Origin of the sequence: Kribbella sp. NPDC050124, from assembly GCF_044460355.1 — a bacterium.
In the GTDB taxonomy this organism is placed as follows: Bacteria; Actinomycetota; Actinomycetes; order Propionibacteriales; family Kribbellaceae; genus Kribbella.
In genome coordinates, this window is sequence record NZ_JBITJU010000024.1 from 1 (window position 1) to 23843 (window position 23843).

The following is a 23843-nucleotide window of genomic DNA, read 5'->3' on the forward strand; positions in this document are numbered from 1 at the left end:
TCGAACGTGACTCGCTCAGCGATCAGCTCCGACAGCCCGGCCTGCTCGGCCAGCGCCATCACCGGGACCAGCCCCGCGCACGACACCAAGTGCTCATCATCGAACAATGGCGTGGCCCTGGACCACGCATGATGTAGTTTCACTTCCAGTGCCTTCTCGGTGCGCAGCGAACAGGGACCTCGACACTCCCGATTCTCCTGCCCCAGAAGGCACTTCTACGTTCACCCCGCCGCACGACCCCCTTTCACCCGCGACCGCTCCACGGATTCAGGATAAGGCTTCGTGGACTCCGTACGAGTGCCGGATCGGGGCCTCGATCGGAACGGTCACCTCGTAGGCGTCGACACCGGCGATGACCAGGCTCGCCCGGTCGCCGACGGTCCCGGGTTCGATGCTCATGGACTCAGATTCTCCTCGTGGGATCACAGGACGCCGTAGGTCATGAACGCGTCGGTCGCGACATACCACCGGCCGCCGCGGCGAGGAACTCCTTCTCGGCGGCACGCTTCGTCAGCGCCGCCTCGACCGTCGCAACCGCGACAGATGCAGGTACGACGACAACGCCGTCGGCATCGCCCACCACCAGGTCATCGGGCGCGATGGCGGCGCCGTCGATCTCGCACGGCACGCCGTGCGCGACGACCTCGTGCCGGCCGAGACTGTCGTACGGGATGACACCCGCGGACGCGACCGGAAATCCGAGCCTGCGGATGGCTCTGGTGTCGCGGATCAGTCCGTCGGTCGCCGCGCCGGCGGCGCCGCGGGCCTAGCAGACCGTCGACAGCAGCTCTCCCCAGACGGCGATGTCGTCGGCGCGACCTGTCGGAGTCACGAACACCTCGTCGGGTCCGATGGCATCGAGCGCGGCGACAAGCCCCCGGAACGGGCGATCCGGAACCTGGTTGACGCGTTCGATCCGGACCGGGTAGGCGTACCCGGCGATCGTGTGCGCTGGCTCGAGGGGCGTGATTCCCGCGGCCAAGCACTGATGCCGCAGTCCGCGGCTGTCCAGCGCGTCGGACAACACCGCTGACGACAGCTCCGCGCGTACGGCGCTCAAATCGATACTGCTCACGGCAACTCCCGATTGATCTTGCCCAGGTCAACGGTCTGGATCCGCCACGGTGGCACCGTGAAGCGCAGGGCACCTTCGTGTTCCTCGACCTCCTGCTGGACTCGGTCGGCGAGGTCGACGAGCTCGGCCCGGTCCCGCACCACATCCCCGGTGAGCGCCACCTCGGCGGGCAAGGCGCTCTCATTGACCAGCCTGGCGACGAGGTGGCCGTTCTCGCGCAGGTACAGGGCCGAGATCCGGATCGGATCACCGCTGTTGCCGAGAACGTCGATCTCGCCGACCGAGCCGGCGACCAATCGCGGCATCCGCCACCAACGGTCAGCACGCTCGGCGACCTGCCCAGCCCGCCAGTCCGCGTCCGCAACATCGAAGGCGAACGACCACGTGTTGAGGCCAGGGTTCGTCCACAGCATCCTGCTGTCCCCGCACGACGGCGCGGTCCGCAGCAGGACAGCGGACAGTTCCTGACCGTCGTGCCGGAACGCTGGGTGGCTGGTCGCCAGCATCAGCCCGGAATCACCTCGCCGTTGATGGACCCACTGCTGCACTTCGCGGTAGGCGCGCATGTCCTCGATCGAGATCTCGTCGGCCATCCGGCTGTTCTGCTGCCGTGGCAGGTCTTCCCAGCCCGAGCCGTGAAACGGCGTCCCATGGCTGACATCCGCCCGCGGCAGCCGCCCGAGTGGCAGCCGGATCTGCCAGCGTTCGAGGGCCGGCCACCGGACGGCAAGATCGACGTCGACGCGAGAGCTGTCGGCCCACACCCGCACGTCTGCTGTCCAGGTCACCTGGAGGAGGCGCCAACGGATCCGCACCACAGCGGCAACATGGCCCAGGCCGGACAGCTCGACGGACTCGACCCTGGCCGCCGACCGCGCCCCCTCGTCGGTTCGCAGCGTCACGTCGTTCCCCAACTCCGGTACGGCGTACGGCGCCTTGATTATGCCGCTCCAGGCCCTGTCGCGTCTCCGGTCGTGGAGGCTGACCCGGCCGGTGGCCCGATCGACGCGCACCGAGACCTCCGAATTCGCCACGACGATCTCGTCGTCGTGAGACACGGCACTCAACGGCGAGTGGCCGGCCCGCAGCTGCAGGGGTCCGACGCCGACGCCCGCAGCCGGTGCAAGGGCAAGCGCGCCCCTCGGGCCGAACCCGCCGTCGGGTAGCAACTGAACCTCCGAACTGCCCTCCAGCCAGGGGCGCAGGCGTTCCAGGACGTCGGAGTCCAGCACAATCGCTTCCTCCGACGGACCCAACCGGGTTCGCAGCACGCTCGGGGCACGGTCGTCACCGCCGAGAGCGTGCTCGATGACCTCGGCTGCGTAGTCCGCCGTCCTGTCGTGCCGGACCTTCTTCTGGAAGATCGACAGGGTTCCGTCCTGTCCGCCGCCGTTATGGTCCTGCGTGAACGCGTGCATCCGCCAGAGCCACTCCCATTCGCGTCCGGTCGGCGGCCTGTCGTCGTCGGCGAAGAACGCGTCCTCGCCATAGAGCCCTCGCCACGATGCCGCTGACGCCGGCAGCGGATCCCTGCCGGACAGGACTCCCAGGACCGATGCAGTCTCGGCATCCAGCAGCAGGCGCTCCGTCGCGCGGACCCGGTGGAAGAACCGCATCTCCTCGTCCGGCGCGACACCCCACACACTCGGCAGTGACCCGCTCACTTCGACCAACCCGGTGTTCGACTCCAGGTACGGCGCCAGCACACGGCCCGGGATAGAGAAGCCGATGTCGAACGGCTTGTCGCGGTACCCCTTCACGTACTCCTGGATGTCCTTCCCGTACCGCGTCAGGAAGTCGTCGGCCGCCGTGAGGTCACCCGCGGACCCCGAGACCGCGATCGTGCCGTGCGGATACCGCTCGGCCAGGTCCTGCGTCGACAGCACCGCGTCGCCGGCGAAGTTGCCATCTCCGTGCGGATCCAGCCCGTCCTCGTCGAGGGCGAGGAACACGTAGTGGTGCGGCCACGTGAGCATGGTCAGCGCCGTACCGTCAGGAGCTCGGTGCCGCCAGACCCGCCCCTCCTGGAAGATCTTCCGGCTGGTGACGTAGTACTCGATCCCCGCCTGGGCGTAGATCTGCGCCGTCTGCGCGTTCAGGCCCGGCAGGTCCGGGTGGGCGGCGAGCCGCCCGTCCACGCCCAGCCGGTCCCGCAGCCAGCGCCGGCCGATCTGGACGTTCCTGATCAGCGTCTCGCCGAGCACCAGGTTCTCCCACCGATCGATGTAGGCGGCCCCGATCTCGAGCCGTCCATCGGCAAGCAAGTCACGCACAACCTGCTCGTACTCGGGGTGTGTCGTGAGGAAATGCTCGGCAAAGATTGCGGTGTCGATGACGAAGGTCTCGTCGGACGTCACCGCCCGATCGAGGTACGACGCGATCACCTGGTCGCCGCGCCGCAGGCAGTTGCGGTAGTCACCGAGCCAGAACAGGTCGAGATGCGACGTCGGGATGATCGCGATGGCATGATCAGCAGACATTGGATTCACTTTCGGTCACCCGTTGGAAGTGATTCAAGGCGTCATTGCAGTGCGCCAGGAGCGGGTTGGTTGCCACCCCAGCAGCCGGGTCGCTTTCGCGGTGGAGAATGCGGGACGGTTGCCGGTCAAGCCCGAGGCCAATTGCTCGGTTCCTTCGTAGTAGCGGGGTATGAGTTCGCTGAGCGGGCTCCGGGCGAGCGCGTCCGGGGCCGAGGCGTAGAACATCTCGCCGTTCGGGACTCGGCCGCTGTTCTCGATCAGGAGGGCGATGAGGTCCGCGACATCCCTGGCGTCGACGTAGTTGAAGAGGCTGGTCGCCGCGATCTCGGGCCGGTCGAGTCGTTCCTGGATGGTGATGCCGGTCTGGGTCGGTGCTCGTCCGGCCCATTCGTCAGGCGTGACGACGAAGCACGGCCGTACCGTGAAAGCCCGCAGCCGGTGTACGAAGGACTGCAGAACCTGCTCGCCAACAGCCTTGGCCAGGTTGTACGCGTGCCAGGGCTCGAGCGGGTGATCCTCGTCGATCGGCAGGTACTGCGGGATCCAGCCGTGCGGCGCTCCGTACCCGACGGAACTCGGGCTGCCTGCGTAGATCACCGTCTCGACGCCGAGATCGACGGCAGCCTGAAACAGGTTGAAGGTGCTGGTGACGTTACAGGCGAAGAGCTTCGTCTCCGGGTGTCGGAGCGGCTCGGCCAGTGCCGCGAGATGTACCACGGCCTCCGCCCGGCTGCGTGTGAGCAGCTGGTAGCTGTCGCCGGGCCGGGTGAGGTCGACAGCGATGAACGGCCCGTCGCCGGTGTCGTGGAGATCGGCGTTGACCACGTCGTGGCCGCGTTCCCGCAGCGTCGTCACCACAGTCCGGCCAAGTCGGCCACTACCGCCGGTTACCGCGATCTTCACAGCCACTCGACGTACGGACGGTTGGCCGTGAGCAGGGCCTGGCCCATGTCCCGGACCCGGGAAGAGCTCAGTGTGGCGCAGGTGGGAGCGAGTCGTAGCGCGTCGAGCGCCCGTCGTGGATCGCGGTCGACGCAGGCCTGCACCTCCAACTCGTACACGTGGGCCCATGGCTCGACCAGGCTCGCGGCGGCGGCGGGCAGCGCACCGATGTGGACCGGAGTGAAGCCCTCCTTGTCGTATCGGACCGGTGTTTCGACGACGACACCTTCCGGCAGATTGGCGATCTGACCGCGGTTCGGTACGTTGCCCACGTCGATGAAGGGCTCGCCGGTGTAGTGGGCGCGGACGATGTCGGCGACGGTCTCGCCGCTGGGCTTCACCCAGTCGTCGGGGATGCCGTCGCGGATCATGTGCTCGACCGACTCCTGCTGCTGGGTCAGCTTCGTGAGTCGAGCGGCGACGGACGTACGGCGGAGCCCGTACTGTTCCATCCGTTCCAGGTCGGTGATGTACCACGGCACGAACTCGCAGTTGTGCCGGTCGGCGAGGTACGGCAGCGCCCCCGCGAGCCGGAACAGTTCGGTGGCCACCGCGTGGCCCGAGCTGAAGCCCAGCGGGTCGGGTTCGCGATCCGCCTCGAGGGTGTCCAGATCGGTGTGCTCGACCACCGCTGCGAGATCCGCCAGGACGTCCCTGTCCCCGACCGTGGCACGGGTGGTCCAGTAGAAGTGATTGATCCCGCCGTACGCCATCTCGATGTCCGGACCGTATCGCTTCGTCAGGAAATCGCGGTTGTCGACGACGCCGTGGCAGAGGCCGACGACCGGGCCGATGCAGTGCTCGGACAGGAGCTTCGTGAGCTGTGCCAACGGATTCGTGTAGTTGATCACCGCCGCGCCGGGAGCGTACTTGTTGATCGCCTTCGCGAGCTCGATGAAAACGTCGGCGTTCCGGATCAGCCGGCTCCAGCCACCGGGACCGCACGTGTCGCCGACCGTGTGGTAGATCCCATGCCGCTCGGCGATGTCGAGGTCGTTGGCCATCGTGTCGAGACCGCCGGTCGTGATCGTGATGACCACGTAGTCGGCACCGTCGAGTGCGGAGGCCTGGTCCTGCGTGGCCGTGATGGTCGCAGGTACGTCGAACTTCGCCGCAAGCTGCGTGGCGAAGGTCGCCATCAGGTCCGCGGCGGGTCGGTCGATGTCGAGGAGGACGTACTCCGCCCCGGACAGTTCGGGGGTGCGGAGGAAGTCCTGGATCAGGCGCGGGGTCCAGGTGCGGCTTCCGCCACCGATGATCGTGATCTTCATTTCTTTCCCAGGAGTAGGTGTCAACAGGTGCGGGTCGCACCGTTGGCGGTCAGGGACTGTCCGTTCAGCTGCCAGGTGACGCTCCGGCCGGGGTTGAGCGTGACTGGTGTTCGGCGGGGCTGGGTTCCGGCCTCGAAGAGAACCGGCTGGCCGCGGTCGGCCGGTGCCGGGCTGATCCGGTTGCTGGTCCCGACCGGTACGGGCACTCCGAAGCTGTTCGGGTTGCTGTAGCCGAAGTACGCCATGTCGGTCCTGCCTGGGTGGCGCGCCACGCAGACATCCCGGGGTGTCACCGGGGTGAATGCCGTCTCGGATGCGCCGGCGGGTTGCAGTGCCGTGTCGTCGACGTGCAGGTCGTCGGCGCCACCCGCCGTACTGATCCACCACTCGGCTCGATCGAGGGTTCCGCTCCAGCTCACGGCGACGTCGTTTGCCTGCACCTGGCGCCACTGCGACGAGGTGATGTCGCCTTCGGCCAGTGGCACGGTGGTGCTGGTGCCGTCGGTGAACCACAGTTTGAGCTTGATGAGCGCCGTGGTGTCTGGAGCCCCGTCGGCCAGCCGAAGCCAGGCCGATGTCTTGTAGCGGGCACCGCTGGTCAGGTTCAGCACCCCCTGCGCCGGACCGGTCCACGCATACGTCCGATTGGTGATCCGCAGCGCGCCGGACCCACTGTGAATCGGCGAGCCCACCGGGGATGCCGTACAGGGCGAGAAGCAGTACCAACCGGCCCCGGCGTCCTCGACAGCTCCGTTCGTCAACAAGTCGAGGCCGGGTGGCGGCGCGGATCGGGCACCGAAGGTGACATCGTCGACCAGGAGGTCGGCCTTGGTGGTGCCACTCCGGGTGCTGATCCACAGTTCTGCGGACAGGAACGACCCAGTGAACGTGACCGGCGCGGTCGAGGCGCTGAGCTGAGTCCAGGCAGTGTCCGTGACAGCGGCCGATCCCAGCCGGAGCGTCGTGCTTCCGGTCGACGACGTCACCTTGAGGGCCAGGTCGGCTGTGTCGGTGCCTGGGTTCTTCAGCCGCACCCAGGCCGACGCGTTGTACCGGCCGCTGTGCGCGACGCTGACCCGCTGCGCCGCGCCCGCCCAGGTCTCACCGCGGCCGGTGACCGCGAGTGCGCCCGCACCGCCATGGGTGGGGCTGCCGGCCAGCGCCAGCGTGCAAGGCCCGAGGCAGTACCAACCCGTCGTGCTGCCCTGCTCCAGGTCGGCGTTGGTCAGCGCGTTGGGACTGCCCGGCAGTCTGGGTTGGATGTACGGCGGTGCGGGCGGCGCCGACGGCGTACCGGTCGTCTCGGCCAGTGTGACGTCGTCGACCGTACACGTCGGTCCTCCGGCGACTCCGGGGTTCTGCCAGACGAATGCCTGCGTCCACGTGGTACCCGTCGGTGGGGTGAAGGTAGCGACCTGTTGCTGGTAGCTCGTCTCGTCACGGTAGTTGAGGGTGTACTGGAAGCCCGTCTGGCCCGGGCTCGGACCGCCACGGACGCCGACGTAGCACTGGTTGCCGGGGGCACTCGATTTCGCCCAGGCGCTGAGCGTGTAGTTCGTGCCGGCCTTCAGGTCGATGACGTCCTGAGTCACTCCCCCGCCCGCGGCGCGGCCGACCTGCAACGCGCCCGTCCCGCTGTGTGCATCGCTGCCGGTCTGCGGCGTACCGCCGAGCGGTTGCCAGCCGGTCGTGGCGGACTCGAAGCCGCCGCCACGGATCGTGCTGGACAGCTCCGTACGTGGCGCGGTGGGGATACCGTCTGCGACGATCGTGACGGTCTTGCCGCGGTTGGCCGGCATCGAGACCCGTTGCTGCTTCGTGACTCCGTTCACGGTCACCGTGACGAGGTAGTCGCCGAGGAAGCCGCGGGTAGCGTAGGAACCCCTCACATCGGTCGTGCCCTGAGCGTTGGTCCACCACTGCCGGTAGATCAGGTCCCGCCACGCCTGGGCGTTCGGTTTCGCTGACCAGTCGGTGCGGTACAGCGCCGCCATCGGGTGCCAGATGTTGGCCTGCCAGAGCCCGAACGTGCTGACCGCGTCGACCTTCGGGTGGCTGAACATCGTGGTCAGGAAGTCGCGGGTGTAGTCGGCCTGCAGTTGCTCGTCGACGTACGTCGTACTCCGGCCCGCGAGGTCGAATTCGGTGATCTCGATCGGCAGACCCAGCGCGGCGTACCGATCCAGGATCGGCAGGAGATCCTCCGGCGGCGTCGGCTGCAGGTCGGTGAAGTGACCCTGGATGCCCAGCGCGTCGATCGGCGCGCCCCGCGCCCGCAGAGACTTGAGCAGGTTGTACAGGTAGTCCTGTTTGCGCCTGGTCCAGCCGTTCTTCTCGAGGATGTCGTACTCGTTCAGCAGCAGCCGCGCCTCCGGGTCGGCCTGCCTGGCCAGCCGGAACCAGCGGGCGATCTCGTGCTGCCCGAGAATGTCGGTCACGTTGTGCTCGGAATACGGCTCGTTCACCACGTCCCACGCGTCGATCCGGCCTTTCAGCGACGACACCTCGTCGGTGATATGGTCGTCGATCCGCTTTCGCAGCGCGGCAGGATCGCCGGCCAACTGCTGAACGTCGGGCGGCATCAACCCCCACGACCCCCAGACGAGCGTGTGCCCGTGCACATCCTTGCCCTGGTCCCGCAGCCACTCGAGCGCCGGCTGGGTGTACTGGGTGCGGTGAGCCTGGTTCTCCCAGTAGTTCCATTTCAGGTCGTTGCCGAACGTCACCTGATTGACGTCCTCGCTCACCTTCGTCCGGTGCATCCGTCCGTCCGCCGTGTCGTTACCCATCGTCTGCGCCGAAACCGCCGTACCGAAGTTGAACGCGTGCTCCTGCATGTCCGCGCGAACCGCGGCATTGCGAACCGGCCGCCCGGCGGCGTCGACTACGTGGACCCGGAGATCACCCTTGCGGTACTTGTCGATGCGGGTGTCCGCGGCCGTTCGCCACGCGGCATCCGCCTCCCGGCCGCGATAGGTCACCGACGGGAACCCCGCGGGATTGCCGGGTCCGTGGTTGAGCACCGAGACGTTCGCGAGCTCGAGGACCTGCGGGCCGTAGCCGAGCCACAACGAGATCTGGGCGTCGCCGGCGGCATGGCTGCCGACGATCCGGAACGGGAACTCGAACCGCTGCCACTCGCGACTGAGCTTCAGCGACGCAACCGCGGACTTCGGGCTGCCGCCGTTGCGCTGGAACACGAACGTCGCTTCACCGGTCTCGGCCGCGGACCGCGCCCAGAACGTCGCCACCACGGCATCGTCGGCCTGTACCGCGGTAGCCGTCGATGCGGCCAGTCCGATCTCGTACTCCCCGTCCAACCCGGCGCTACGAGGGCTGCCGGGCACGGTGATCCGCAATGCGCGGTCGATCTTCGGGTTGCCCGCCACGGGAACGATCTGCGTGGTCGGCGGCGGATCCCCCTTGGGGATGGTGAAGGCGGCTAGCGAGTCGGCCGGCAGCACTTCGACCGGTCCTTCCGCGCGAGCCGGTACGGCCAGCGCGGGGAGACCGGCGATGATCATCGCCAGTGCCGCGACAGCACTGCTGATACGGCGTGGTACCACGTCGATCACATCCTTCGGACGGTGGATGTCGTGCTCAGGGAATGCGTACTACGTCATCGATGGCCACTGGCAGTCCGTGGACGAAAGCTGAGTTGGCGGCAAGTCCAGTGGCAAGCGCAAGGGCTCCGTCGACTTCGGTGGCCGTCGCAGCGTCGCTGTCCTCACCGTCGAACAGCGCCCGCAGCATCCGTGCGTCGCCACCGCCGTGACCGGCATGGTCGAATTCCGGGATCTCGATCTCGCGCGGCTGCTGCCACAGGGGGCGTACGAGGATCCGGGCACCGCCCGCGTTGTCCAACGCGGTGTCGCCATGGACAGACCCCTTGGCCGAAGTCACCTTCGCGCGCGGACGCTGCCACACGCTCTCCTCGACATCGAGCTCCAGCCGGCCAGCCGTACCGTTGAACATCACCCGATAGCCCTCACAGGGTGAGTACGCCGTCAGGTGGTACGACATACTCGCGCCGGAGTCGTACCCGACCAGCACCGCCATGTCGTCCTCGATCGTGATGCCGTCACCGAAGACGTTCCGATCGCGGCAGTAGCCGTCCACACTCTCGGCATCCAGGTACAGAGCCCGCAGCCCGTCGTTGTCGGCCAGGTGCAGTGCGAACGGGTCGTCAGCGGCCGCGGGCGAGTTGTGCGCCCGCTCGTAGTCACGCCGATACCCCGTTCGCTCGCCGTTCTCGCGTCCGTAGAAGCCGAGCCGGCCTTGGCCGAAGACCCGCTGCGGACGGGTGCCGAGCCACCAGTTCACGAGGTCGAAGTGATGGCTCGCCTTATGCACCATCAAGCCACCGCTCTTGTCCTTCTCCCGGTGCCAGCGCCGGAAATAGTCGGCCCCGTGCCGGACGTCGAGCAGCCACTCGAAGTGCACGGACAACACCTCACCGATCGAGCCGCCGGAGATCTCCCGGCGGACCAGCTCGTGCACCGGGTTGAAGCGGTAGTTGAAGGCCACCGACAGGTCGCCGCCGGTGTCGGCGACCGCATCCAGGACCTTGCGGCAGCGGTCCGCGTCCGTCGTCATCGGCTTCTCGGTCACCACCCGGCATCCGGCCCGCAAGGCCGCGACGATGTACTCGTCGTGCAGGACGTCGACAGTCGTCACGACAACGGTGTCGATGCGCTCGACGTCGAGAAGCTTTTTGAAGTCATCCGGTCCGTACGTCGCCGCAGGTGCGCGCCCCGCCACGGACAGCAGCCGGTTGTGGTGCTCCATCCGGACCGGATTCGGATCGCAGAAAGCCGCCACGTCGATGTGCTCGCGGTGTGCGAGTCCCTCGGTGAACAGCTGTGCGCGATGGCCGGTGCCGACGATGGCGGCCCGTTTCGTGGACGTCACTTGTCAGGTGCTCCCAGAATCTGTAGCGGGGCCAGTTCCCCGGAATGGATGGTGCGGCCGTCGACTGACACCTCGCAGCGTTCGGCCGACAGCGCGAGGTCGATCTCTCGCCCGCGGTAGACGAGGCCGCGCAGCTCCAGTGCGGTGGGCAGCCAGGTCGGTGGTTCGAGGTTCAGTGCGCCGTTCACTTGCGGCCGCAGCCCTGCGAGGCCGAGGATCACCGCCTCCGTGCCGGTTAAGCCGGCGATCACGTTCGTCCGCCGGCCGCGCTGTTGTACGGCGGGACGGTCGCAGAAGTGGTCCTGCGGGAAGTAGGCGAAGTGCCGTCCCATCCACAGCACCCGCCGCAGGACATCCCAGGCAAGCCGTGGCTCGCCCTGTTCCCACAACGTGAGCGCCAGTTGTGGCGCCTCCCCCGTGTAGGCGCCACCACCAGACCAGTCCAGATCGCCCAGCTCGTAGTGCGTACGGTCCTCGGCCGACACACTGCTGACGCCGTACTCAGCAAGGAAGGCGCCATCGCGCAGCTGCGCCAACATGGCCTTCGTCATGGACGGCGTACAGACGCCCGCCCGCAGTACGTCGAAGGCTTGCACCGAGTAGGCGAGCTCGGTGTGTCCGTCCGGATAGCGGCTCTTGAACCATCCGGCTGTCGCGTCCCAGAGTTCGCGCCGGACGGCCTCACGAACCCGCTCTGCCTGGGCGCGTAGAGCATCGACAGGAAGCGGGACGCCGAACTGGTCTACGAGGCCGGCGAGCGAGTCGAGGCTCGACGCGCGCTCCGCGTTCGGGCTGGCGACGACATGCTCCCAGCCGGTCGAACGCATCTCCAGCAGGTTTTCCTGCGCACCGTAGTCTCGCAACTCCCCTACCGTCAGGAACCGATCGGCGAGCCGCGCTTCCGTCTCGTGCAGTCGCGCCACGAGTTCGGGCGTGATGCCGTCGTGGCAAGCGGCTGCTTGCGCGAGCATCACCAACGACCAGGCGCTGTACGCGTAGGCGACGCCGGTGCCTGCGCCGTCAGGAGCTATGGCGTAGTGATCCGTCAGGTCTGCCTGGACCATCGCCTCGAGTACGTCGACGACGCCGCGGCCGAGCATCAGCGACAGCGTATGAGGTGCGTATCCGCCCGTGTCCCAGGCGTACGCGCACAGCGCACCGCCGTCGATCCCCGACGTCGCCGGGAACGGCACGGTCGCGAAGGACGGGTTGTCCCAGAGGCAGACGAGGCCGCTCGCGAGCGAGCGCCGGTAATACTCGTCCAGCTCGGGCAACTCGGCCGTCAAGCGTGGGACCCGAGCGAGCACCTGCGCGGTACGTCGCCCAGCCGCGACCCGCGACTCCGCGGCCAGCTGAGCCGGTGATGCATGTGGCGTCGAACCGTCGAGCAGCACAGCTAGCTCGAAGACCGCCTCCTCCGAGGGCTCGAGTCCGGTCTCCAACCGGCCGTGCACCAATCGCTCGGCCACCATGGCGCTGGGCTCCGGCGGCATCCACCCCCACTCCCCTAGCGGGACCGTCCCGACCGGCCCGGCCGAGAGCTCAGGCAGCAACCGGAGGGACAGCGTCCGGTCCGAACGGTTGCGGACAGCAACAACCAGCGCGTACCCAGGCTGCCCATGCATCGGTGTCAGCTCCGAGCGCACCTGCAGCGAGACCAGACGGCCGTCGTGCCGACGATGGTAGGTACCCCACCGCTCGACGCCGTCAAGCCGCCAGGTGCCGCCGGACGGCAACAACTTGGTGCCGTCCATCCCGGAAGTTCCGGTGTCGGTGATGCGCGTGCCCTCTGTCTCCAGCACGACGGACAAACTGGCCTGCGGCGCGGCGTACGGCGGAGAGAAGCAGGCCCCCACGCCGCACACCGTGCCCGGCACGAGCGCGACCGTCGACCAACCACTGGTCGTCCAGAGCGTCTCGGCGATCCGTCGCCGCAGATCGAAGTCGAAGTCGTGCGTGTCGTACCCTGCCACCGCAGTGAATCTCCTGTCGTCGAGTCGTCTCGCCTAGCGGACGGGGCCGACTTCCTTCAGCCGGCTTTGCGCGTTCTGCGTCCAGGTGTCGAGTCCGGTCTTCTTGACGCTGGCGACGTAGTCGCCCCAGCCGGACAACGGCTGCGTCCCACTGGCGAACTTGAACGCCCCCTCGTTGATGACCCTGGTCAGGTCCGCGCCGCTCTCCACCGGCGGCGGCGGCAGCGCCGCGAAGCTGGTGATGTCCTTCTTCGGGTACTTCGCCATCTTGTCGAGCCAGTCGTTCGCGGACCAACTGGAACCGTCACCCTGTGTCGTCGACGCCCCGCCGTACCGGCTCTTGAGCTCTTCCGTGGTGCCCTTGATGCCGACAGCAACGAGTTGCAGGTTGCTGGCGTAGTCGGTGTTGGCGTTGTTCAGGCGAATCTTCCCGTCGGCGTCCTTGACGTGGCCCTTGGTCTTGCCTTCCTCACCGAACACGGTCGGGATGTAGCCGGGGCCGGCCATCCAGTCGAGCACCTTGGCGATCTGCTCGCCCTTGCCGGCTTCGACGGCCTTCTGGGAGATGCCGAGTATCATGCCCGCCGCCGAATAGGTCCCTGACCCGGATGCTCCGCCGGGCCCGGTCGGCGGATCGATGATCTCGACGACGCCCTTCGGGTTGCCCTTGTGGAACAGCGAGTAGTTGCCGGCGCAGAGTGCGGCGCACCAGTCGTTCTGCATCAGGCCGACCTTGCCGGACTGGTACTTGACCGCGGTGTCTTCCGGCTTCTGGGCCTTCCAGTCCGGGTCGATGACGCCGGCCTTGTTCATCTTGTCGATGAACGCCAGCGCGTCGCGGTACTTGTCGGACGTTCCGACGAACTCGACCGAGTCGCCGCTCTGCTGCCACAGACCGAGCGCGTCGAAGGCACCGAAGATCGGGTCGAAACCGAACAGGCTGCCGTCCGCCTTGATCGCCCCGGTCCAGCCATAGGTGTCCTTCTTGCCGTTACCGTCCGGGTCGCGCTCGGTGAACGCCTTCATCACCTCGAGGTACTGATCGAGCGTCTTCGGCTCACCGAGGTTGAGCTTCTGCAGCCAGTCCTTGCGGATGACAACGACCGGCTTGTACGGATACCCGGTACGGCCGGTCAGCCCGGTCAGCTTGCCGTCGAACGTGCCGACCGGCTTGAACCGGTCGACCTCGTGCTCCTTGACCCAGGTCGGCATCTTGTCGAGCAACGGCGTCCAGTCACCAGCCAGCCCCTGACTACTCAACTGACTTTGCGTCGTAGCGTCGGAGTAGTACAGATCCGGAAGGTCGTTCGCCGCCGCCCGGGCCTGCAGTTTCGGCGTGTACTGGCTGCCTTCGGTCACGAAGTTCAGCTTCACGTCGACGCCCGTCGCGTCCTTGACGAGCTTCTTCCAGAAGTAGTCGTCGCCAGGCGGTCCGGCGACCGGGGTCGCCACCGACGCGAAGAGCTCGATCGTCGACGAATCGGCGTCGCCGGAATCGCCCGAACTGCCGCCCCCGCTGCAGGCCGAAGCCAGGAGGACAGTCGCCCCTGCGGCGGCGACGAACTTGAGTGAGCGCATCGTGTTGTCTCCTTTGAACTAATCCTTGACCGATCCGAGCAGCACGCCGGCGGTGAAGTAGCGCTGCAGGAACGGATAGACCAGCAGAACCGGGATGGTCGTGATGACGACCGCCGCCATCTGCAACGACTGCTGCGGCGGCGTGTCCGCCGCGGTCACGTCGACGTACGCCGAGAGATTGCCCGAGGTCAGAATCGAGCGAAGTACCACCTGCAACGGTTGCTTGTCCGGGTCGTTGATATAGAGCACCGCGTCGAAGAAGCTGTTCCACTCGGCGACGGCGTAGAACAGACCGATCGTCGCGATGATCGGCTTGGACAACGGGAGCACGATCCGCCAGAGGATCTGCCACTCCGAGGCTCCGTCGATGCGCGCTGCCTCCTCGATCTCGTCCGGCAGCGACTGGAAGAACGCCTTCATCACCAGGAGGTTGAAGGCACTGACCAGGTTCGGCAGCATCAACGACCAGTAGCTGTCCAAAAGGCTCAGGTCCCGGACGATCAGGTACGTCGGGATGAGGCCACCGTTGAAGAGCATCGTGAACAGGACGATCAGGAGGATCGGCCGCCGCAGCTTGAAGCGCTTGCGCGCCAGCGGATACGCCATCAGGGTCGTGGCGATCAGGCTGAGCGCCGTACCGACGACCGTGACGTAGAGGCTGACGCCCATCGCGCGGAACAGGCGGCCGTTCTCGAGCAACTGCTGGTACGCCGCGAAGGTGATGTTGGTCGGGAACAACGACCCGTTGGTCTTGGCCCACAGATCGGTCGGCGTCACCGAGATGACCAGCACGTACCACAGCGGCGCCAACGTCACCAGGGTGACCAGACCAAGCACTGTCCAGACACCGGCGTCCCACAGCCTGCCGTCGCGCACTCTCTTGACAGGCAGGGGTTTCACGACTGCGTCGACACGTTCTTGCAATTGGGTAGCCATCGTCCTCACCACAGTCCCGAGTTCGCCCAGCGCTTCGCGGCCCAGTTGGCCACCAGCAACAACACACACCCCACGAGGCCCTTGAAGAGCCCGACCGCCGCCGCGACCGAGTACTGGAATCCCTGGATGCCCTGCCGGTAGACCCAGGTGTCGATGATGTCCCCGACCGAATAGACCGACGGGTTGTAGAACACGAAGACCTGCTCGAACCCCGCGCTCAGCAACTGCCCGATGTTCAGCGTCGTCACCAAAACGATGACCGGCATGATCCCTGGCAGCGACACGTGCCAGACCCGCTGGAACCGCGATGCCTGATCGACCGCGGCGGCCTCGTACAGCGTCGGCGAGATCGCCGCCAGCGCGGCGAGATAGACGATCGCGTTCCAGCCGATGTTCTTCCAGACGTCGGATCCGACCAAGACGCTGCGGAACCACGTCGGGTCGGATAGGAACTCGATCGGGCTGACGCCGAAGGCCTCCAGGCCCTTGTTCGCCAGGCCGCTCGACGGCGACAGCACGACCAGCGCGATACCGAACACCACGATCCACGAGAGGAAGTGCGGCAAGTACGTGATGGTCTGCACAGCACGCTTGAACCACCGGACCCGGACCTCGTGCAGCAGCAGCGCGAGCCCGACCGCGGCCGGCGTACCGACGATGATCTTGTAGACGCTGATCAGGACGGTGTTGGCGAGAATGTTGCCGAAGTACGGGCTGCCGAAGATCTGCTCGAAGTTGCGCCAGCCCACCCAGGGACTTCCGGTGATGCCGTCCAGCACCCGGTAGTTCTTGAACGCGATGATCGCGCCGTACATCGGCGCGTAGCGGAACACGCAGAAGTACAGCAGCCCCGGCACGACCATCAGGTACAGCAGGTAGTTCGAGCGCAGGTGCTGGAGCAAACTCTTCCACGCCCCCGGCCGTGCGGCGGGTAACGCGGCGTTCGGCGCAGCCAAGCGAGCCTCCCGAATGAGATCGAACGACCGCGGGCCGCGATCGGAGAAACGATTCTCCGGAATCCTGCACTCAGCTCGGGGCGCTGTCAAGAGTTCAGTCGATCAGCTAACGCGCGGTGGGCACGTGGTGCTTCGCGGCACGATGACGGGCGCCGGCGACTGCAACAGCTCCTGGCGCGGCTCCGCATCACCGAGTTGGTCGATCAGTAGCCGGACCGCTCGGCGCCCGAGTTCCTCAAGCGGTAGGGACACCGTCGTCAGCGGCGGACTCGAGTACTGCGCGGGCCAGGCGTCGTGGTGACCGACGATCGACAGGTCCTCAGGAACCCGGAGCCCGGCGTCCCGGACGGCGGAGAGCGCGCCGATCGCCGACAGCAATGTCCCGACGACCACCGCGGTCGGACGCGTCTTCTGGGCGAGCAGCTTCATCATTCCGGCGTACCCCGTCTCGGGTTTGCTGCCCCCGTCCGCGACGAGGTCTGGCCGCGCCGGTAGGCCGGCGACGTCCATGGCCTCACGCCAGCCTTCGAGGCGGTCGAGGGACCGGTTGGTGCTGCCGCCGACGGCGAGGTGCGCAACCTCGCGGTGCCCGAGCGCCAGCAGGTGCTCGGTCGCGAGCGCCGAAGCCTGCCGGTCGTCGAGTGCGACGCCCGCGAGCTGTGCACTCACGCGTTCGTTCACGATGACGAACGGCAGGCCCAGCGCGCGAAGATTCTCGATCACCACGTCGTCGGCCGGTACGCCGTCGCGCTGGAGCAGCAGGCCGTCGATCGCGCCGCCACGCACGAAGCGCTGGAAGCCAGCCGGATCCGCAGCCAGCGTGTCGACCTCGACGGTCACCAGTAGGAAGTCGGAGCGCCGGGCCTCCGCCTCCGCGCCGCTCAGGATCTGCGCGTAGACGGGGCTGGTGAGATGCGGCAAGGCGACGCCGACCGCTCCCGCGCGCGCACCACGCAGGGCTCGCGCCGCCCGGTTCGGCGTGTAGTCGAGTGCGCGTACGGCGGCCTCCACCCGATCCCTGGTCTCCGGACGAAGACGGAGGGTCGGGTCGTTGTTGAGCAGCCGGGACACGATCGACGGGGCAACGCCCGCACGCGTCGCGACATCCTTGATGGTCGCCATTGCCACTCCTCACCTCGCCTGTGAGACCGGGATTCTAGATCCGCTCGATCCACTTGACACTCCACTGCCCGGCCGACAACGATTAGGAAATCGTTTCTCCAGAGTAGAGAACAGGAACCGGCGTGAACAGACTTACCGGCAAGAGCTGTGTCGTCACCGGCGGCGGTGCCGGCATCGGCGCGGCGATCGCGGCCCGGCTGGCCGCCGAGGGTGCCCAGGTCGCCGTCGGGGACATCGACGGTGACGCCGCCGGGCGCGTCACGCAGCAGCTCCGTGAGCGTGGATCCGATGCTTTCGCGGTTCAGGTCGATGTCTCCGTACCCGCGCAGGTCTCCGACCTCGTCAGTGCGGCGGCCGAGCGCTTCGGGCGCCTCACCACGATCGTGAACAACGCCGGGGTCGCCGTTCCCGGCAGCGTCGAGGACATCTCCGAGAACGACTGGGACCGTGTGCTGGCCGTCAACCTGAAAGGTGTCTGGGCCGGCATGCGGTACGCCGTACCGCACCTGCGATCGGCCGGCGGCGGCTCGATCGTCAACATGGCGAGCGCCCAGGCACTGGTCGGGTTCCCGGGTTGGGCGGGGTACGCGGCCACCAAGGGTGCGATCGTCGCCCTGACCCAGCAGGCGGCCGTCGAGTACGGCCCGGAGCAGATCAGGGTGAACTGCCTGGCGCCGGGCACCATCATGACGCCGCTGAACGAGCAGATCTTCCGCACCGCCCCGGATCCGCAAGCGCTGATCGAGGACTGGAACTCGGCGCACGCCCTCCAGCGGTTCGGTGAATCCGACGAGGTCGCGAGCGCGGCGGCGTTCCTCGTCTCCGACGACTCCTCATTCGTTACCGGGACCTGCCTGCGCGTCGACGGCGGCCTGAGCATCCTCGGCCCCACCGGGCGCGCCAACTGATGGCGCTGCGCATCCTGTGCTGGGACCATCCGCGCTGCGTCAGCCCCGTCCGGGCGGCCGCGGCCGCCTGGGAGCGACAGCACGGCACCGCAATTGCCGTCGCCGCACGCCCACTGGCAGCCTTCAACGACCAGCCGATCGGCGACATCGCCCGCACCGCAGATCTGCTGTTCATCGATCACCCGATGGTGGGCAGGGTTGCCCGTGAGGAGGCACTCGTGCCTCTCGAGAGCCTCCTGGACGCGTCTGTTCTCGACGCGCTGGCCGCTGATTCGATCGGGCGTAGCCACGAGTCGTACAACTGGGGCGGTAGCCAATGGGCGGTCGCCGTCGACGCCGCCTGCCAGGTCGCGGTGGTCGACGACAGCACGCTCGACGAATGGGGCGACGTACCGCGTCGATGGGACGACGTACTGGCGGCGGCCCGGAAAGTTCCTGGCTCGGTGGCGCTGCCGCTCTACCCGTCCGACGCTGTCCTCTCGCTGCTCTCGATCTCGGCAGAGCTGTCCACTACCGATGAGCTGTGGGTCGAAGAAGCGGTCGACATCTTCGTCGAACTGGTTCGTGGTGTGGACCCACGCTCCTTCCAGCTGAACCCTCCGGGCCTACTCGACCTGATGTCCTCGGAGTCTTCCGACGCACCCGTCTATGCGCCTCTGCTGTTCGGGTACACAAACTATCAACGCCCAGCCGCACGCGGACGGCCGCTGCGCTTCTGCCGGCCGCCGTCCGTCGGTGAACGCCCGGCCGCTGTGCTCGGCGGCGCGGGACTTGCAGTCAGCGCCTCCAGCAAGCAGGCAAACGAAGCCGCCGCCTTCGCCGCGTTGATGGCTGGTGCCGACGTCCAGCGGACGATTGTGCTGGGCAACGACGGTCAACCGGCCAGCCGATCGGTCTGGTTCGATCCGTCCGCCGACGAGGTGGTCGGCGGCTTCTTCTCCGGTACCCGTACCACCATCGAGTCGTCGTACCTCCGCCCGCGCGCCGCGTGGTGGCCGGCCTACCAGGAGGCCGCCGGCATCCGGCTCACCGAAGCACTGCGCCGAGGCGATGCCGCCTCCGCGATCCACGCCGATCTGAACGACGCCTTGAACAAGGCCCGTGACAAGGAGCACCCATGACGCCGGACCGCCAGCCGACGCCCAGCGCACTCGAAGGTCTTCGCGTGCTCGACTTCACCCAGATGATGCTCGGACCATTCGCGACCCAACTGCTCGGCGACCTCGGCGCCGACGTCATCAAGATCGAACGGCCAGGAACGGGTGAATGGGAACGTGGACTCGCGTACGCCGGCGAGCTGATCGGCGGCGACTCCGCGGCCTTCCTCGCCATGAACAGGAACAAACGATCCGTCGCCCTCGATCTAAAGCTTCCAGCCGCGCGCGCGGCACTGTTGCGGCTGGCCGCCACCTGTGACGTCGTCGTCGAGAACTTCCGCCCCGGAGTGATGGACCGGCTCGGGCTGGGATACGACGACTTCCGCGCGGTCCGCCACGACATCATCTACTGCTCCGGATCAGGCTGGGGCCAGGACACGAAGTACGCCCGGGAGAACCGTCCGGGACAGGACCTGCTGATCCAAGCCGCCACGGGCCTCGCCTTCAACACCGGGACAGCCGGCGACCCGCCGACCGCCGCTGGCACGTCGATCTGCGACGCAACCGGTGCGCTCACCCTGGCGAACGGCATCCTTGCCGCGCTGCTCGCCCGCGAGCGCTTCGGCATCGGGCAGCGGGTCGAGGTGGACCTCTACCACGCCACGATGGCCGTCCTGACACAAGAGATCTCTGCGATGGTCCATCACGACGTCGAATTCACGCGCTCCGAGGCCGGTATCGCCCAGCCCTGGCTCGAAGCCCCGTTCGGCATCTACCGCACCATCGACGGCTGGCTGGCCATCGCCATGGGGCCCATGGACGTCATCGCCGACGTGTTCGCCGACCCGGCGCTGGCCGAGCTCGATCCGTGGCTGGACCGGGATAACGCCAAACGACGCATCGACGAGCTCGCAGCCCAGCGCAAGACGACCGAACTGCTCGACGCTCTGCTGGACGCCGGCTTCTGGGCAGCACCCGTACGGACCATGAAAGAGGCCTACGAGGAGCTCGCAACGGACAGATCACCGTTGCTCGTCGACGTGGAACACGCATCCGGCATCCCCCTCCAGCTGATTGGCTGCCCGATCACCCTGTCCGAGACACCGTGGCGCCAGCGGCTACGTCCGCCGATCGTCGGTGAGCACAACGACGAGGTTCTGGCCGAGGTCCTGAGCGCCGACGAACTCCGCACACTCCGCGAAGCGAGTGCATCATGAGGCTTCACGATCACCTCGTGGCGGAGCGCGACGGCGCGGTTGCAGTCCTGCGAATCGACCGCGAGGAAGCGCTCGGCGCCTTGTCGCGGAGCCTGGTGGAGAAGCTCGGCGAACAGTTCGACCGCCTGCACAAAGATCCTGCGGTTCGGGTCGTGGTGCTCACCGGGACCGGTCGTGGCTTCGTCGCCGGTGCCGATATCGGTGAGTACGACCGCGTGACCCCCGAGGCGTTCGACAATTACCAGCGGTTGAGCCGGCGTACCTTCTCCGCCCTGGAACGGCTGCCGCAGTTCACGATCGCCGCTGTGAACGGCTACGCCCTCGGCGGCGGCCTGGAGCTGGCCTTGTGTTGCGACCTGATCGTGGCCTCCGAGCGAGCCAAGTTCGGACTCCCAGAGGTAAAGCTCGGCCTGATCCCCGGCGGCGGCGGAACCCAACGCCTCGCCCGGGCCGCAGGCATACGCTTCACCAAGGAAGCTGTCGCGACCGGCCGGTTCTACCGCCCCGAGGAACTCCGCCGGCGTGGCGTCATATCGTCCGTCTGCCCTCCCGACGACTTGATGCCGACCGTCACGGAGCTCGCGCAGACGATCGCCACCAACGCCCCACTTGCCGTCCGCGCCGCCAAGCGCGTCATCGACCTGAGCGCCGACGTACCGCTCGAGGCCGGTCTCAGCCTGGAACAACAGGCCCTGTCCGACCTGTACCGAACCCACGACGGCAGCGAGGGCATCGCCGCGTTCATCGAGAAGCGCGAGCCGAAGTTCATCGGCGAATGATGCCGTCCGAGGCGCTCCCCTATCCTTGGTGACCTGCAGCAGGAGCGCGGGAGGGAAGCATGATCGATGGGGGCGACGATCCGATCGACGGGACTGATCGGGCGCCGGACCTGCTCGGACGATCGCAGTTCGCGGAGACCGTGGTCACGGCGCTGTCAGCCGTGCGGCGACAAGGCCGCTCGAGTGTTCTTGGTCTTGTCGGCCCATGGGGGTCCGGAAAGTCGAGCGTGATCAACCTCGTTCGCCGGCGTTTGGATGACTCCGGTAACGACTGGAGAGTCGCGATCTGTACGCCGTGGCTGTATTCGGACCTCGAGACGCTCCAGGCCGGATTCTTCGAGGAACTGCGAGAAGCTCTGCCCGACGATCAAAGGTGGAGCCTGACTAGGCAGAAGATCGCGAAGCTCGCCGTCGCCGTCAGCCCGACAGCAAACATCAAGGGCTTCGACGCCAGCAGTCTTGTCCGGGCCGGTGCGGCGCAGTGGGGCGGCCTCAGCGCCGACGCCACGAAGCGCAGCGCGGAGGCCGCGCTGGAGAAGTCCGGCGTACCGATCCTGATGGTGCTCGACGACATCGACCGCCTGACACCGGACGAACTACTGCTGGTCTTCAAACTCATCCGGGTCGTCGGCCGCCTCCCGAACGTCTACTACCTGATCGCGTACGATGAGCAGACGGTGCTGGACCTGCTCGCGAACACCGACCTGATCGATTGCGAGCACAGCCCCGGCCGGGCCCGCGACTACCTGGAGAAGATCGTTCAGATCCGCCTGGACATCCCGCCGCTTCGCGTCCAGGACGCATCGGAGCTGCTCAACCGCGAACTGGTTCGCTTCCTCGAGCAACACAACCTCAGCGGCCGCATCGAACTGCTCCAGCGCTTCACGTCCGTGTACTACGAGTTCCTGGTCGATCGACTGAACACGCCGCGTGCCATCCGTCGCTATGTCTCGCAACTCGAAGCCCTGTACGGCCGACTCGCGACTGAGGTCGACCTCGCCGACTTCATGCTCCTGACCTGGCTCCGAGTCGCCGAGCCCGCTGCCTACCGGCTCGTTCAACAGAACCGCGCGGACCTGACCGGAACAGTCTCCAGCCAACACGAGGTCACCCGCTTCGTCCGCGACACCGACGCGAAGAACACCATCACCCGATGGGAGAATCAGCTTCGGGGCGTCGGTGTCGCGGAGGGAGACGTACGCCTGGTGATCGGCGTACTGGGCGAACTGTTCCCGCGTATCGGCTTGGCTCTGCGGGGCGCTTCGCACGCAGTCGACGACAACACCCTCCAAGCAGTCCACGAACGTAAAGGCGTGACGCACAGCGACTTCTTCGACAGGTACTTCGCCATCGGTGTACCGCGAGACGACGTGGCTGACACCGAGATCGATGCTGCCCTCGTCGATCTCGCCAACGGAGGACTGCTGAGAGAGACCGTCCGGACCGCGCTGCTGAACGACACCGCGCGGACTCTCCGCAAGTTCAACGTGGCCAGGAACCGGGATGACTATCCGGCAATCGCCGTGATCGAACTGCTTGTCGATCTCTATCCGAGGCTGCCCGCCGAGCCCGGAGCAGTGATCAGCAGCCGGGAGGCGATCCGCGCACACCTCGGGCGAGCCCTGCCAGATCTCCTGGCTGCAGGCATTGACCCAGTGCCGAACGATGACCGCGAGCAACTCGTCAGCGACATGCAGTCGACCGACAGTGGCCTGATGCTGCTGACGAACGCGATCGCGGACGCGGATCTCATTCAGCGCCCGACCGGGTGGCTCGCAGAGCATCAGACCGCGATCTTCGACGCTGTGGCCAACCGGCTGGCGAAGGAAGGATCACCGAACGCGGTCGGCCAGCTCCTCTGGAACTCTTTCGCTGCGTGGCGAACGGTCGCCCCCAAGGCCGCCGCACGCTGGATACGCGACCAGATCTGTGCCGGACGGTGGGACTTGTTCGAGACAGCCGCCTGTCTTCTCGAGCACTCGCCCGCGTCCAGCAGAGGTGATCTCGATCGTACGCTCGCACCGATCGTCGAGGTACTCGGGAGCGGCTCGTTGGACGAGCTGGTCCGCCTCGCCGGATCCGGAGCCGTCGATCGGAAGACCTCATCCGATGACCCTGAACTGCTCAAGCGCCACGAAGCCTTGCTGGCGGCCCTGCAAACCATCCTGTCCCGTCGCAAAGAACGCCCCGGACAGTCGTGAACGCCACTGCGATCCATCCTCGTCGGTGACACCTACCGCTCCGGAAGTTCGGGGTTAGCGGGCGGCGAGTTTGAGCGCGGCTGTGATGTCGGCGCCGGAATGTTTGAGGAACGTGCGGAGCTGATCGGCGGTCGATCTGGCCGGCCAACTCGTACTGGACGGCCCACATCGCCCGGTCGGACCGCACCGAGGCTATGGCGGCGTTCGACTGGCTCCGGATCGCGCGGAAGTCGTGGCCTGGGCCGTACCCGAGCCGCGCATGCGCCTGGGCACGCCGCGGATGAACCTGATGTCGGCCGTCCGCGAAGTCTCGACTTCCACGGCAACCGGTGGATCGCCTTCGTTGACTGCGGCACCGAACTGCCCACCCCGGACTCGTCGGACCGCGGACGCGGAG

At 67.1% G+C, this 23843-nt stretch carries 16 protein-coding genes and 1 pseudogene; 5 read left to right on the top strand and 12 right to left on the bottom strand.

The features are described 5' to 3' along the window. Nucleotides 1–267: 267 nt before the first annotated feature. From ACIBL3_RS37280 to ACIBL3_RS37335, 12 genes and pseudogenes are all read right to left on the bottom strand, one after another. Entirely contained in the window at nucleotides 268–399 is a 132-nt protein-coding gene (locus ACIBL3_RS37280; protein ID WP_396358621.1) for a hypothetical protein, read from the bottom strand. 40 nt (nucleotides 400–439) lie between these two features. Beyond that, nucleotides 440–1075 (bottom strand): annotated as a pseudogene (locus tag ACIBL3_RS37285) (hypothetical protein). Continuing rightward, the gene (locus tag ACIBL3_RS37290; RefSeq protein WP_396358622.1) at nucleotides 1072–3555 is read right to left on the bottom strand and encodes a hypothetical protein; all 2484 of its coding nucleotides are present in this window, start codon (nucleotides 3553–3555) and stop codon (nucleotides 1072–1074) included. Before ACIBL3_RS37290 ends, ACIBL3_RS37285 begins: the two are co-directional and overlap by 4 nt. Nucleotides 3556–3588: 33 nt before the next feature. Continuing rightward, the gene (locus ACIBL3_RS37295) at nucleotides 3589–4458 is read right to left on the bottom strand and encodes an NAD-dependent epimerase/dehydratase family protein (protein ID WP_396358623.1); all 870 of its coding nucleotides are present in this window, start codon (nucleotides 4456–4458) and stop codon (nucleotides 3589–3591) included. Further along, nucleotides 4455–5768 carry a hypothetical protein gene (locus ACIBL3_RS37300; RefSeq protein WP_396358624.1) on the bottom strand — a complete coding sequence of 438 codons (1314 nt, stop codon included), beginning with the start codon at nucleotides 5766–5768 and terminating at the stop codon, nucleotides 4455–4457. The genes ACIBL3_RS37295 and ACIBL3_RS37300 overlap by 4 nt, the downstream gene beginning before the upstream one ends. A 20-nt stretch (nucleotides 5769–5788) precedes the next feature. Then, nucleotides 5789–9343: an endo-1,4-beta-xylanase gene (locus tag ACIBL3_RS37305; protein WP_396358625.1), complete on the bottom strand. Its 3555-nt coding sequence runs from the start codon at nucleotides 9341–9343 to the stop codon at nucleotides 5789–5791. Between the two features lie 25 nt (nucleotides 9344–9368). Next, complete coding sequence (locus ACIBL3_RS37310; RefSeq protein ID WP_396358626.1) at nucleotides 9369–10679, bottom strand: Gfo/Idh/MocA family protein; 1311 nt, start codon at nucleotides 10677–10679, stop codon at nucleotides 9369–9371. After that, on the bottom strand, nucleotides 10676–12652 hold the full coding sequence (locus tag ACIBL3_RS37315; protein WP_396358627.1) for an MGH1-like glycoside hydrolase domain-containing protein: 1977 nt from the start codon (nucleotides 12650–12652) through the stop codon (nucleotides 10676–10678). Before ACIBL3_RS37315 ends, ACIBL3_RS37310 begins: the two co-directional genes overlap by 4 nt. 33 nt (nucleotides 12653–12685) lie before the next feature. Continuing rightward, nucleotides 12686–14230 (bottom strand): extracellular solute-binding protein, encoded by a 1545-nt coding sequence (locus ACIBL3_RS37320; RefSeq protein ID WP_396358628.1) that lies wholly within the window; start codon nucleotides 14228–14230, stop codon nucleotides 12686–12688. A gap of 18 nt (nucleotides 14231–14248) precedes the next feature. Then, complete coding sequence (locus tag ACIBL3_RS37325) at nucleotides 14249–15130, bottom strand: carbohydrate ABC transporter permease (protein ID WP_396358629.1); 882 nt, start codon at nucleotides 15128–15130, stop codon at nucleotides 14249–14251. A gap of 41 nt (nucleotides 15131–15171) precedes the next feature. Next, on the bottom strand, nucleotides 15172–16122 hold the full coding sequence (locus ACIBL3_RS37330) for an ABC transporter permease (RefSeq protein WP_396358630.1): 951 nt from the start codon (nucleotides 16120–16122) through the stop codon (nucleotides 15172–15174). A gap of 102 nt (nucleotides 16123–16224) precedes the next feature. Further along, nucleotides 16225–17244, bottom strand: coding sequence for a LacI family DNA-binding transcriptional regulator (locus tag ACIBL3_RS37335; protein ID WP_396358632.1), 1020 nt, complete (start codon nucleotides 17242–17244; stop codon nucleotides 16225–16227). Between the two features lie 122 nt (nucleotides 17245–17366). Between ACIBL3_RS37335 and ACIBL3_RS37340 the strand changes: the two genes are divergently transcribed. From ACIBL3_RS37340 to ACIBL3_RS37360, 5 genes are read left to right on the top strand one after another with little or no spacing between them, the layout of a single operon-like run. Next, nucleotides 17367–18152 carry an SDR family NAD(P)-dependent oxidoreductase gene (locus ACIBL3_RS37340; RefSeq protein ID WP_396358633.1) on the top strand — a complete coding sequence of 262 codons (786 nt, stop codon included), beginning with the start codon at nucleotides 17367–17369 and terminating at the stop codon, nucleotides 18150–18152. After that, nucleotides 18152–19273: an extracellular solute-binding protein gene (locus ACIBL3_RS37345; protein WP_396358634.1), complete on the top strand. Its 1122-nt coding sequence runs from the start codon at nucleotides 18152–18154 to the stop codon at nucleotides 19271–19273. The genes ACIBL3_RS37340 and ACIBL3_RS37345 overlap by 1 nt, the downstream gene beginning before the upstream one ends. Then, nucleotides 19270–20466, top strand: a complete 1197-nt coding sequence (locus ACIBL3_RS37350; protein ID WP_396358635.1) for a CaiB/BaiF CoA transferase family protein — start codon at nucleotides 19270–19272, stop codon at nucleotides 20464–20466. The genes ACIBL3_RS37345 and ACIBL3_RS37350 overlap by 4 nt, the downstream gene beginning before the upstream one ends. Then, entirely contained in the window at nucleotides 20463–21245 is a 783-nt protein-coding gene (locus tag ACIBL3_RS37355; protein WP_396358636.1) for an enoyl-CoA hydratase/isomerase family protein, read from the top strand. Before ACIBL3_RS37350 ends, ACIBL3_RS37355 begins: the two co-directional genes overlap by 4 nt. A gap of 59 nt (nucleotides 21246–21304) precedes the next feature. Further along, nucleotides 21305–23446: a P-loop NTPase fold protein gene (locus ACIBL3_RS37360; protein WP_396358637.1), complete on the top strand. Its 2142-nt coding sequence runs from the start codon at nucleotides 21305–21307 to the stop codon at nucleotides 23444–23446. Nucleotides 23447–23843 lie beyond the last annotated feature (397 nt).

Coding starts and splice junctions, on each gene's coding strand:
- ACIBL3_RS37345 (WP_396358634.1), top strand. CDS start 18,152: ATGGCGCTGCGCATCCTGTGCTGGGACCATCCGCGCTGCGTCAGCCCC.
- ACIBL3_RS37290 (WP_396358622.1), bottom strand. CDS start 3,555: ATGTCTGCTGATCATGCCATCGCGATCATCCCGACGTCGCATCTCGAC.
- ACIBL3_RS37280 (WP_396358621.1), bottom strand. CDS start 399: ATGAGCATCGAACCCGGGACCGTCGGCGACCGGGCGAGCCTGGTCATC.
- ACIBL3_RS37320 (WP_396358628.1), bottom strand. CDS start 14,230: ATGCGCTCACTCAAGTTCGTCGCCGCCGCAGGGGCGACTGTCCTCCTG.
- ACIBL3_RS37350 (WP_396358635.1), top strand. CDS start 19,270: ATGACGCCGGACCGCCAGCCGACGCCCAGCGCACTCGAAGGTCTTCGC.
- ACIBL3_RS37355 (WP_396358636.1), top strand. CDS start 20,463: ATGAGGCTTCACGATCACCTCGTGGCGGAGCGCGACGGCGCGGTTGCA.
- ACIBL3_RS37335 (WP_396358632.1), bottom strand. CDS start 17,244: ATGGCGACCATCAAGGATGTCGCGACGCGTGCGGGCGTTGCCCCGTCG.
- ACIBL3_RS37300 (WP_396358624.1), bottom strand. CDS start 5,768: ATGAAGATCACGATCATCGGTGGCGGAAGCCGCACCTGGACCCCGCGC.
- ACIBL3_RS37360 (WP_396358637.1), top strand. CDS start 21,305: ATGATCGATGGGGGCGACGATCCGATCGACGGGACTGATCGGGCGCCG.